11 protein-coding genes and 1 pseudogene are annotated in these 10,942 nt (G+C 43.0%); 6 read left to right on the top strand and 6 right to left on the bottom strand.

What is annotated here, in order from left to right; genetic code table 11:
* Positions 1 to 440: pseudogene (locus F7734_RS58360) on the bottom strand (photosystem II q(b) protein); the annotation flags it as partial.
* Positions 441 to 793: 353 nt separating this feature from the next.
* A complete protein-coding gene (gene psbN / locus F7734_RS58355; RefSeq protein ID WP_050046860.1) occupies positions 794 to 925 on the bottom strand; it encodes a photosystem II reaction center protein PsbN in 132 nt (43 codons plus the stop codon).
* A gap of 83 nt (positions 926 to 1,008) precedes the next feature.
* Here psbN and psbH point away from each other — a divergent pair, with 83 nt between their 5' ends.
* The 3 genes from psbH (at position 1,009) to pth (ending at position 2,663) form a co-directional block, all read left to right on the top strand.
* Positions 1,009 to 1,212 carry a photosystem II reaction center protein PsbH gene (gene psbH / locus F7734_RS58350; protein ID WP_038081891.1) on the top strand — a complete coding sequence of 68 codons (204 nt, stop codon included), beginning with the start codon at positions 1,009 to 1,011 and terminating at the stop codon, positions 1,210 to 1,212.
* Positions 1,213 to 1,721: 509 nt separating this feature from the next.
* The gene (locus F7734_RS58345) at positions 1,722 to 1,970 is read left to right on the top strand and encodes a TatA/E family twin arginine-targeting protein translocase (protein ID WP_166482806.1); all 249 of its coding nucleotides are present in this window, start codon (positions 1,722 to 1,724) and stop codon (positions 1,968 to 1,970) included.
* A gap of 57 nt (positions 1,971 to 2,027) precedes the next feature.
* Positions 2,028 to 2,663 carry an aminoacyl-tRNA hydrolase gene (pth, locus tag F7734_RS58340; RefSeq protein ID WP_155753288.1) on the top strand — a complete coding sequence of 212 codons (636 nt, stop codon included), beginning with the start codon at positions 2,028 to 2,030 and terminating at the stop codon, positions 2,661 to 2,663.
* Between the two features lie 301 nt (positions 2,664 to 2,964).
* Here the strand turns inward: pth and rpsU are convergent, their stop codons facing one another.
* Together rpsU and rsmI are read right to left on the bottom strand one after the other, a co-directional pair.
* Positions 2,965 to 3,144 carry a 30S ribosomal protein S21 gene (gene rpsU, locus F7734_RS58335; protein ID WP_155753286.1) on the bottom strand — a complete coding sequence of 60 codons (180 nt, stop codon included), beginning with the start codon at positions 3,142 to 3,144 and terminating at the stop codon, positions 2,965 to 2,967.
* 120 nt (positions 3,145 to 3,264) lie between these two features.
* The gene (gene rsmI, locus F7734_RS58330; protein ID WP_155753284.1) at positions 3,265 to 4,122 is read right to left on the bottom strand and encodes a 16S rRNA (cytidine(1402)-2'-O)-methyltransferase; all 858 of its coding nucleotides are present in this window, start codon (positions 4,120 to 4,122) and stop codon (positions 3,265 to 3,267) included.
* A 169-nt stretch (positions 4,123 to 4,291) separates the two neighbouring features.
* Here rsmI and F7734_RS58325 point away from each other — a divergent pair, with 169 nt between their 5' ends.
* Both F7734_RS58325 and F7734_RS58320 read left to right on the top strand, forming a co-directional pair.
* Positions 4,292 to 5,149: a sugar kinase gene (locus tag F7734_RS58325; RefSeq protein ID WP_155753282.1), complete on the top strand. Its 858-nt coding sequence runs from the start codon at positions 4,292 to 4,294 to the stop codon at positions 5,147 to 5,149.
* Positions 5,150 to 5,232: 83 nt separating this feature from the next.
* The gene (locus tag F7734_RS58320; protein ID WP_155753280.1) at positions 5,233 to 5,817 is read left to right on the top strand and encodes a hypothetical protein; all 585 of its coding nucleotides are present in this window, start codon (positions 5,233 to 5,235) and stop codon (positions 5,815 to 5,817) included.
* A gap of 114 nt (positions 5,818 to 5,931) precedes the next feature.
* Here the strand turns inward: F7734_RS58320 and F7734_RS58315 are convergent, their stop codons facing one another.
* Positions 5,932 to 6,414, bottom strand: a complete 483-nt coding sequence (locus tag F7734_RS58315; RefSeq protein ID WP_155753278.1) for a hypothetical protein — start codon at positions 6,412 to 6,414, stop codon at positions 5,932 to 5,934.
* Between the two features lie 309 nt (positions 6,415 to 6,723).
* Between F7734_RS58315 and F7734_RS58310 the strand changes: the two genes are divergently transcribed.
* Entirely contained in the window at positions 6,724 to 7,566 is an 843-nt protein-coding gene (locus F7734_RS58310) for a 3'(2'),5'-bisphosphate nucleotidase CysQ (RefSeq protein WP_155753276.1), read from the top strand.
* 149 nt (positions 7,567 to 7,715) lie between these two features.
* Here the strand turns inward: F7734_RS58310 and F7734_RS58305 are convergent, their stop codons facing one another.
* Positions 7,716 to 10,838 carry an efflux RND transporter permease subunit gene (locus F7734_RS58305; protein WP_155753274.1) on the bottom strand — a complete coding sequence of 1,041 codons (3,123 nt, stop codon included), beginning with the start codon at positions 10,836 to 10,838 and terminating at the stop codon, positions 7,716 to 7,718.
* Between the last annotated feature and the right edge of the window lie 104 nt (positions 10,839 to 10,942).

Here is a 10,942-nt window from a genome sequence, read left to right as displayed (position 1 = left end):
AATGCTACACAAATCCAAGGACGCATTCCCAAGCGGTAGGACAATTCCCACTCACGACCCAAGTAGCAGAATACGCCGATAAGGAAGTGGAAAACGACCAACTGGTAAGGACCACCGTTGTACAACCACTCATCTAAGGAAGCGGCTTCCCAAATAGGGTAGAAGTGAAGACCGATCGCATTAGAAGAAGGAACAACTGCACCGGAGATGATGTTGTTACCGTAGAGCAAGGAACCTGCAACAGGTTCGCGGATACCATCGATGTCTACAGGAGGAGCAGCGATGAATGCGATGATGAAGCAGATAGCTGCGGAGAGCAGTGTAGGAATCATCAACACTCCGAACCAACCTACATAAAGGCGGTTTTCGGTGGAAGTGATCCAGTTACAGAACTGCTCCCATACGTTTGCGCTTTCGCGACGCTGTAAGGTTGCTGTCATTGTTTTATAATTGCGGCTATTTCTTATGAGCATCAGGCTTTTTGTCGGCCTGTATCCTTAATTTACATCTGTTTACTTAACTTTACAATACCTCGGAAGTTAGTAAAAGTGATAAAAAAGATTAGTTTTAGTTATAATGCGTGCGGATAGAGAAGTCCCCAATTCTCATTAAATACACAAATCTTTACAATCACTCTATGAAAATTGACAGCTTCACAGTTTTGTTTGGGGTTGTAGGTGTCAAAACTCCAGAAATTTATCGTGCATGACTTACAACACATATAAAGACGCGCCATGGCGCGTCTCTACGTTGTTTTTTAGGGATATTCACTACACCTGTCACTTGACTGGCATTAATCTTCGTGATCTTCAAAGGGATCGCTCAATTCCTTGCTGGGAGGGCCAAAGGAGGTGTAAATGGATAACGCTGTTATGACAATGACGATCGCACCAACAGAAATGCTAAGAACTGTTGCGGGTTCCATAAGAAGTATATATTATGAGTAGTCTTCCTATAGAATATTACAGAACATTAAAAAATGCTTTGGCAATTCATCTTAGGTGAACTATGGCACAAAGGACGCGGTTGGGAGATATCCTCAGACCTTTAAACGCTGAGTATGGTAAAGTAGCTCCAGGATGGGGTACTACCCCCCTAATGGCTGTTTTTATAGGACTATTTTTCGTATTTCTGCTGATTATTCTACAGCTTTACAACAAGTCAATCCTGATTCAAGACGTAAGTGTCGATTGGCGGACTCTAGGCAGATAATTGGCAATCTTGACAAAACTTGCATAACAAACTATCCCAGCCCGGTTCTTCCGGGTTTTTTCTTTCTGTGGTTGGTGGTTAGTTGTTAGTTGTTAGTTGTTAGTTGTTGGTTGTTGGTGGTTAGTTGTTTGTAGAGGTATTAACTACTAACCAGTGTCGGAGTCCCAGATTTCTCACAAGCATTGCGTCGCTATTCCCAACACCCTTATCCTGTATAGAGTTTGAGCGTTTTAGACGCAGTAAGAATTATTCCAATATGTTGACGAGGTATTTTAGCTCAAATCTAAGTGCCATAAACATTTTAGGTAAGTCGTTTAAATCTTTGTGAGAAATCCGGGGGGTGCGGTAGTCTTGTGTCCCTAGCAACCGCCAACCACTAACCACCAACCACCAACCACTAACCACTAACCAATAACCAACTCTTGCACTAAACTACAAGATGTAAACTGTTATAGCAGTTGTTAATAGATTGGTCACTGGTTACTGGTTACTGTTAAAGGAGAAAGGTTGTGAACGTATTTGGTATCGGTTTGCCAGAAATGGCTCTTATTTTTATCGTAGCGCTGTTAATTTTTGGTCCCAAGAAGTTACCAGAAATTGGTCGGAGTGTGGGAAAGGCGATTCGTGGTTTTCAAGATGCTTCTAAGGAGTTCCAAAACGAGTTTCAAAAGGAAACTGTACAGATAGAAGAAGCTGTCAAGACAAAAGCCGAACTCGAACCCAGGCAAATAGAATCTGCTAGAAAGGATGAAGGTTGAAGGATAAAGGGTGAAGGATAAAGGATAAAATTTCATACTTTATACTTTACATTTCACATGACAGAAGCAGTTGCCAAAAAAACTCTTGTTATTCCCCAGCTGATTGTGGGGTTGGGGAATCCGGAACCAAAATATGACCAGACGCGCCACAATATTGGTTTTGCTGCCATAGATGCTTTATCTCGTGCTTGGCGAATTCCTTTATCAGAGAATCGTAAGTTTCAGGGAGAGTACGGTGAAGGATTTGCACCCAATGGAGACAAAATCCGCTTGCTAAAACCACTGACTTACATGAACCGTTCGGGACAGTCCATACAAGCTGTTACCAGTTGGTATAAATTACCACCAGAAATGGTAATGGTAATTTATGACGATATGGATTTACCGATGGGAAAAACTCGCTTGCGCTTGTCAGGTTCTGCTGGTGGACATAATGGCATGAAGAGTACCATCTCCCATCTTGGAACTCAAAACTTTCCCCGTTTGCGTATAGGTATAGGCAGACCAAAAGGCGCTGCGAATGATGATTCTGGTACAATTTCCCACGTATTGGGTAAATTTTCTGTAGCTGAAAATCAACTTATGTCTCTTGTATTGCAATTTATTGTTGAATGTACGGAAATTTGCCTCAAGCAGGGAGTAGAAAAGGCAATGAATGTGTGTAATAGCCGTTCTTTCGATTTCCCCGAATAGATGTATTTGATACCTTTATTCGCTAGTTATAGCGGTTTTCACTTATTTAAACCACATTCTTAAATCTTTTGCGTCTTTGCGCCTTTGCGTGAGATAAAAAAGATGTAGTTCATTTACCTGAAAATAGCTGTAAGTCCAGAAAAACCAAAAAGTTGCCGCAAGCGAGCGACAACTTTGGTCATTTCCCTAAATTGAGAGAGCTACACAGCACATTTTCAGCAGAATTGTAATATGCTGTATGATATGCCGTAGCTGAATCCACATAACTTAATTGTTAAAAACAGCAATCCATAGCCTGACTTCACTTCATACGCCGCTTGCGTCTGGCTGTTACTGCTTTCCGCTTGCGCTTTTCTAATGGTGTCTCAAAATGTTTGTGATATTTAACGTCAGCTAAAATCCCGGCTTTAGATACTTGACGTTTAAACCGACGTAATGCTGACTCGATTCCTTCATTTTCACCTAAAACCACTTGGGTCATTCTCACTCATTCCTCATCATCAATATTTCCCATTTTGACATCTCATCTTCATTAGGAGTAGGGGGATGGATTTAAAGATATGAGAAAAGGTAGCTAGGGCTTACCTTCGTCCTTTATCGTTCATACTTCTTCCTTTAGAGAAAGCGCTAATTGATAAAGTTGACGCCGGGAAACAGAAGTGACTTTTGCTAATTCACGACTGGCTTGACTCCGCGATATTCCTTGACGTATCAACTTCTCCAATTCGGCTTTCAGTTCTGCTTCTGAAAACTGTACCTGAGTCGGTGGGCCACCGGCAACCACTAAGGTATACTCACCTTGGGGTTCGCGTTGATTGTACTCAGTGATTGCATCTGCGATCGCTCCCCGCCAAAATTCCTCATATAACTTGGTTAACTCTCGTGCAATGACAATTTGACGGGAGTCTGTGAAAACTTCTGCCAAATCTTTGAGAGTTTCCCGCAAGCGATGGGGAGACTCATAGAAAATGAGTGTACGAGATTCTGTACCTAGAGACTCAAGATGCGATCGCCTCTGTTGACTTTTAGCTGGCAAAAACCCTTCAAACACAAACTTATCCGTTGGCAATCCCGCCGCACTCAACGCCGTAATGACAGCAGTAACACCAGGAATTGGCACAACTTGTATCCCAGCCTCAACACAAACCTTAACCAGTTCATATCCAGGATCGGAAATTCCTGGCATTCCCGCATCAGTTACCAAGGCAATTGCTTTACCATGATTCAGTTGCTCCAGTAACTCCGGAACGCGGCTGCTACGATTGTGCTCGTGATAACTCACTTGAGGCGTCTTGACTTGGAAATGTTGAAGTAGCTTTCCCGTATGACGTGTATCTTCTGCAGCAATCAAATCCACAGTCTGCAAAATCCTCACCGCCCGGAATGTCATATCTTCCAAGTTGCCAATAGGCGTACCGACAATGTAGAGTATTCCTGGTTTTGGATCTGTTGTTTGCATAATTGAGGACTGGGGGACAAGGGGACAAGGGGACAAGGGGACAAGGGGACAAGGGGACAAGGGGACAAGGGGACAAGGAGGACAACTAACCACTAACCACTAACCACTAACAACTAACCACTAACCACTAACAACTAACCACTAACAACTAACAACTAACAACTAACAAATGCCCACTAACGGACTCTTCGTTGGTTTAGTGACTCTGGATTTAATTTATCTTGCAGAGTCTCCCCCTAAGAATAACCAGAAAATTGTAGCAGGTGATTATACTGTTGCTGCAGGAGGACCTGCAACGAATGCTGCAGTCACTTTTAGTCATTTAGGTGATGGAGCAAGCCTATTGGGAATTGTAGGTTCTCACCCAATGACACAACTCATTAGAGAAGATTTGGCAAACTACAAAGTAGGAATCATAGATCTAGACTCTACTACCCAAAACCCACCACCCGTTTCTTCCATCATTGTTACCCAATCTACTGGTGAACGAGCAGTTATTTCCATCAACGCTGTCAAAACTCAGGCGTCTGAAAAATCTATTTCCTTCGGTATTTTACAAAATACCGATATTGTGTTTATAGACGGACATCAAATGACAGTTGGAATTGCGATCGCCCAAATGGCTAAAGCCAAAAACATCCCTGTTGTCATTGATGGTGGTAGTTGGAAACCGGGATTTGAACAACTCTTGCCTTTTGTAGATTACGCTATTTGTTCTGCTAATTTTCATCCTCCCCAATGTAAAAGTGAGGAAGAAGTTCTTGCTTATTTGATTCAAGTTGGTATTCCCCGCATTGCCATCACTCATGGAGAAAACCCCATTCAATACTATATGGATGGCAAAAGAGGTGTTTTAAATGTGCCGAAGGTTCGGGCTGTTGATACGCTGGGGGCTGGAGATATTTTTCACGGTGCCTTCTGTCATTATATTTTGCGGGAAAGTTTTACAGATGCACTCGAACAAGCATCTCATGTGGCTTCTTTGTCATGTCAGTTCTTTGGTACACGCCGTTGGATGGAATTGTAACTTTTTAAAAAATTCTGCGTAAATCTTCGCTTCATCAGCGATAAGTCATCAACGAATCTCTTTTTCAGAGGTCATTCAACAAGATGATAACTAATTGCAAGAACTGGCATCGCCTGCTATGGTTAACGAGTTTTCTAGTTGCTACAGGAGCATGGGCTTACCTTGAAAGTCATGCTTTGGCTCAAACTGGGGGAACACTCACAGCACTGGTTATTAATCCTGACATAGTACCAAGAGCGATCGCGACTGTCTCCGATAATAGTGGCTCTATCTCCCTCAGATCTCCGACTAATGTTGTACTGATAACGAGTGGTGGTAACATTTCTGTTAATAATGGCTCTATCTCCCTAACGCCTGTTGATTCTGTACTTAGTACTAATGGTGGTAATATCTCCCTAACGCCTGTTGATTCTGTACTTAATACTAATGGTGGTAATATCTCCATTAATGCTGTCCCTATTTTGCTGACACCTTCTTATTCTGTGTCAGGAACGAGTGGTGGTAATATCTCTATCAATGCGGGAACCCTCATTCTACGTCGCGTGCCTGAAAAATCTTCTCTACTAGGCTTGTTAGCTTTTGCCATTTTTGGCGCAGTTTCAATGTACAAGTGTAAACAAAAAAGCAGACAGTTTCAGCGCCATGTACAACAAAGTGCATCTCTTTGAATTAAGTGGAAACAATTAAATTTCAAATCCATTTGGATATTAGCGATCGCTCAGTGTGCTTTTCGCCTTCTACTGCTTCGAGCGAAATACTCAAGGGAGGCGATCGCCTTGAACTTACTCCTGTACAACAATTGTTAATTTGCGTTGCTTTTGTTTATGAAAAAATACTGTGCCTAATCCAAAGGTGACAACAGCTACTAATAAACTATTAATGGAAGAGCTTTCCGGAACAGAAGTGCGAACAGGAACGCTGATATTGCTAGCATTAAAGAATCCAGTTCCCGCACTATTACTACTGATAGTAAAACCAGTGAGGAGTGGATCGCCAGGATCGGCGATGACTCCAGTAAAAGCAGGGGTAACGAGTAGCTCTGGTCTACCAAGCGAATCAGTTTCAGAAATAAAATTTGTAAAAATTCCTCTGTTGACAGGTCCAACCGATGCATCAAATCCAAGAGCATTGACAGCAGAAGGTAAGCTAACATTAACACTGCCACGAACTGAACCTGGGGGCATAACAGGAGGTACAAAAATAGCACCAATGGTTGTATCACTGGCGCTTCCTGTACCATTGATAACATTAACCGTAGCAGACACTCCGTTAGAAAATACTGTGTTCTGTGAAAAAGTTCTCAATTCACCAAAATTTAGGGTTTCAGTGGGTATACCTAAGGCTGCTTCCCATGCATTGCGATCGCTAAAAAATTGGAAAGCTTCTGCTGGCGAACTGCTAACTCCGAGCGCAATCGCACATAATTTGATAAATGCTTGTTGAAGAGTAAATGCAAAAATAAATGCTTCTCGTTTCAGTAAAAATGCTTCCCAAGTACCAAATTACCATCCTCTTGCATACGAACTCTACCAGGTTGTGTAAAATGTTTATTATGTAAAAAAATGCGGGAACTGATGAAAGACTTACAAGAAATACTGACTGTAGCTCGTTCTATCGGTTGGGAAGCAGCAGATATACTGCGGTCTTACTACCATCAAACAGGCGATCGCAATTTAGAAGTACAGTACAAGCAGAATGAACCCGTAACAGTAGCAGATGTAGCTGTCAATCACTACATATTAGAGAAACTACAAGCAGCTTTAGGCACTGAAGATTTTGCTTACATCAGTGAAGAAACATACACAACCGAACAAGCAAAACAGGAATGGGCTTGGATTATCGATCCTTTAGATGGGACGCGAGACTTTATTGAAAAAACTGGTGAGTATGCCATTCACATTGCCCTAGTGAAAGAAACACGCCCAGTGCTAGCTGTGGTTGCTGTACCGGAATTAGAAAAGCTATACTATGCCATAAAAGACAGTGGTGCCTTTGCAGAAACACGCGATGGACAAACTTTACCCTTACAGGTATCATCACGGGAACGCCTTGAAGACTTAACAGTCGTTGTCAGTCGTTCTCACCGCAATGAAAAACTTGATTATCTGCTGCAACAATTACCCTGTCAAAATCAAAAAGCTGTAGGCAGTGTGGGATGTAAAATTGCTACAATTGTAGAACAACGAGCAGATGTTTACATTTCACTATCTGGTAAGTCTGCACCAAAAGATTGGGATATAGCCGCCCCAGAACTGATTTTGACAGAAGCGGGTGGAAAGTACACTCATTTTGACGGTTCCCCACTACAGTACAACACGGGTGATGTAAATCAGTGGGGAGGGTTACTCGCCAGCAACGGTCAATATCATGAGATTCTTTGTCAGGATGCAGAAAAAGTTTTATCCGAGAGGGTATAGCTCCCTCACCTCTTACCTCTGCGTACTTCCGAAGTTTGCTCAACGGGGGGAACCCCCGCACGCAACTTCTCTCTGCGTCTCTGTAGTTAAATAAATTACTTTTAAACCGCAGAGGTACAGAGAGCGCAGAGAAAAAAGATGACCTCACGTTAATGCACTGTTTTTAAGTTGTTGATTTTGCGAGAATGGGTTTGGGCAAATCGTTTTCTGCGTCTTAAGAGCAGGTATACTGAGGGGACGAAGTAAAGCGATAGAACCGTGACACCCAACAAACCACCAGCAATAACAATTGCCAGAGGATTCCAGAAACCTGTTGGGTCAAATAAAAGAGGTGTAAAGCCAGCCGTATCAGTGACGGTTGTAGCAATCATATGACGGGTAGAGTGAAGAACAACTTCTTGTACGGCTTTAGGGTCGCCCAAACTCGCTTGAGGGTCAGCCTGCAAAGCTGCTAAAACAACAGTCGCTTCATTAACCGCAATACCGATAAGTCCAATAGTGCCAAGGATTGCTGTAAAACCAAAGGGGTAGCCAGATATCCATAGAGCTAATAGCCCTAACCCTACGGAAAGTAAAGCGATGATGGCGATACTTCCAGCCAGAGCAAACGAGTTAAAAGTTAGAACCAGTGTCGCTGTCATTAGGATTCCCAAGACTCCGACAGTGGATAACAAATTCACGACCGCAGTCCCGCGTTCTTCAGCTTCTCCACCAAACTCGAAGGAGTAGCCAGGAGGAAACTTTATCTTTCCTGAAAGCAACCGCTTTTGAAACTCGGAGACAACGATGGAAGGTAGCGTTCCAGCTTTGATAAAACCTTGAACAATATTAACACGTTGTCCGTTGCGTCGGGGAATTACTGCTAAATCTGGAACCAGTTGAATTTTACCAACAGATGCGAGGGGAATAGTCTGGTTGTTTTCTGTAGATGAGGCTCTGTTAGGCAATAAATCAAGGGTAGCAATTTGGTCTAAGTTCCCACGGTTAGCGTCAGACACCCGCACTCGCACAGGTAATTCTTCTGTTGCTTCGAGTACAGAACCTCCAGTGACCCCTTCAAGGTTTGTGTCTAACTGGCGAGCGATCGCACTCCGGTCAAGCCCCGCCAATCGTGCTTGTTCTTCATCAACTTGAACTTCTAATTTAGGTTGAGCTTCTGTTAAGCTAGCACGGGTATGAATCACATCTGGAATCTCGGCGAGTTCTCCTCGAATCTCGTTCCCAAGTTCCCGAAGTTTTTCTAAATCCGGTCCATATAAACGAATTTCAACAGGTGCATCCACCCCAGGTCCTTGCTCGAGTTGTCGTACAAGGATTTGGGCGTTGGGTAATGCTCGATCCAACTCGTTTTGCAATGTATTAATAGTTGAACCTGGTAGAACATTTGGTTGCAGTTGCACCAGTGCTTGGGCATAGTTGGCGGCATTTTCCCGCCTACCAATAACATTATAGTAGAAGGTTGGGATGGTTTCTCCTACAAGCATGTGGACATCAGCAATATGAGAATGCTTGAGGATTAAATCCCGTGCTTTTAGAACTTGCGCTTGCGTCTGACTTAAAGCCGTTTGATTGGGAAATTCAAATTCTATATAGAATTGGTCTCGACCTGCGGAAGGAAAGAATTGCTGCTTGAGATCGGAACTGAGCGTAAACCCAGTGACTGGCAAAATGAGAGCCAGACTAACTGCAATCATGGGTCTGCTGAATGTTTTCCGCAAGGTCCATCGATAAATTCGGGTCAAGAGAGGATGGGAAATTCCTTCTTCCAGCCAAGTTGGGATTCTGAGGTTGCGTGTCCGCTGATGTAGTAAACCTAACAATACAGGTAGAATAGTCAGTGAAATCAAAAGCGAACCGATCAGTCCTAGAATTGCGTTCACTCCAATGGTACTCGTGAATTCTCCTGTACCACCAGGGGCTAGAGCAATTGGTAAGAAAATTAATACGGTTGTTATGGTTGAACTCAGTAGAGGAACACCCATGTGACTCACACTGTCAACAATAGCTTCCTCTACTGTCATGCCTTTATGCAGTCGAGTTTGCATCTCATCTGTCATGCAAATCGCATTATCAATTAATAACCCAATGGCGATAATCAATCCTGTCATCGATATCTGATGCAAGGGAACGCCCAAAACACTCATACCTCCAAACACAAACAGAGTGGTCACCGGCAAAGTGGCACTCACAACTAAAGCAGACTTCCAACCCATGAGAAATAGAATCACGAACAGTGCTAACAACGAACCTGTGATTAATTCCTGAATGACTCCTCCAATACGGGTTTGTACATAATGACTTTGGTCAAGAATGATTTTGACACCAATACCACTAGGAAGTTCAGATTGGAATTTTTCGAGAACTTGATGTGCTGACTGAGCCCAAAGATCCACTCGCATTGCTGACTCAACCGTAGCGGCAACAACAACACCCGGTTTTCCAGACACAAATGCCAAACTATTTGCTGGTTCAACAATACCTTTACTGACTTGGGCAATATCACTCAAACGCGTGACTTGTCCTGAAGTCGTTGTACGAATAGGAATATTGCGAATGCGATCGAGAGAGTCCAATTCTCCCGCAACTTCAAACAACAGTTCATCAGTTTTACTGCGAAGTTGTCCGGCGCTGACTTTCGCATCACTCGCCTGAATCTGCTGGGATAATTGTTCGGCGGTTAATCCTATCCTTGCCAAATCAGCAGTCTTGATTTCAACTCTGATTTCTTCGTCTGGATCGCCAGAGAGTGTGACTTTGTCAGTACCGTTCAGCGATCGGATTCTATCTTCTAAAGTTTCTGCCCACCTGCGTAGAACTGCATAATTAGCAGGGATATTTTTTTCCCAAGTTAAACCAACAATTAAAGCATTTGCCTTGACTTCTAAGTCTTCATACTTTGGCTGTGATGCTCCTGGTGGTAGTTGCGGAACCACATCATTAATCTGACTGCGAATTTTTGCCCAAACTTTATCAACATCTTTGATAGTTTCTTTAATGTTTATCGTAACACTTGAAATTCCAGTATCAGACCGCGATTCTAAGGTATTTATTTCTTCAATCTCAGATAGCTCTTGCTCTATGGGCTCAGTCACTAACGTTTCGACCCGTTCAGCACTCGCTCCAGGAAAAAAGGTTGTGACAGTCGCAAAACGTTGAGTAATTTCCGGATCTTCTAAACGGGGAAGCGAAAAGAAAGAAGAAAGTCCCCAGACAACAATGAGTGTCAAGGTGAGAAATAGAAGTTGGCGGTTGCGGTAAAAAAGAGTAAACATATGAATGATGAATTATGAATGATGAATTATGAATGGGGAATGGGGAATGGAGAGTGGAGATTAAGTCTGTGTCTTTCCCTAACCCCTAACCCCTACCCCCTACC

The sequence above is a fragment of the Scytonema sp. UIC 10036 genome (assembly GCF_009725235.1).
The sequence above is the reverse complement of the archived record's forward strand: the minus strand, read 5'-3'. Positions and strand labels throughout refer to the sequence as shown.

What these genes read in the sequence shown, in the direction of transcription:
- rsmI (WP_155753284.1), bottom strand. Translation starts at nt 4,122, where the DNA reads ATGCAAACAACAGATCCAAAACCAGGAATACTCTACATTGTCGGTACG.
- rpsU (WP_155753286.1), bottom strand. Translation starts at nt 3,144, where the DNA reads ATGACCCAAGTGGTTTTAGGTGAAAATGAAGGAATCGAGTCAGCATTA.
- F7734_RS58320 (WP_155753280.1), top strand. Translation starts at nt 5,233, where the DNA reads ATGATAACTAATTGCAAGAACTGGCATCGCCTGCTATGGTTAACGAGT.
- F7734_RS58310 (WP_155753276.1), top strand. Translation starts at nt 6,724, where the DNA reads ATGAAAGACTTACAAGAAATACTGACTGTAGCTCGTTCTATCGGTTGG.
- psbN (WP_050046860.1), bottom strand. Translation starts at nt 925, where the DNA reads ATGGAACCCGCAACAGTTCTTAGCATTTCTGTTGGTGCGATCGTCATT.
- F7734_RS58325 (WP_155753282.1), top strand. Translation starts at nt 4,292, where the DNA reads ATGCCCACTAACGGACTCTTCGTTGGTTTAGTGACTCTGGATTTAATT.
- F7734_RS58305 (WP_155753274.1), bottom strand. Translation starts at nt 10,838, where the DNA reads ATGTTTACTCTTTTTTACCGCAACCGCCAACTTCTATTTCTCACCTTG.
- pth (WP_155753288.1), top strand. Translation starts at nt 2,028, where the DNA reads ATGACAGAAGCAGTTGCCAAAAAAACTCTTGTTATTCCCCAGCTGATT.
- psbH (WP_038081891.1), top strand. Translation starts at nt 1,009, where the DNA reads ATGGCACAAAGGACGCGGTTGGGAGATATCCTCAGACCTTTAAACGCT.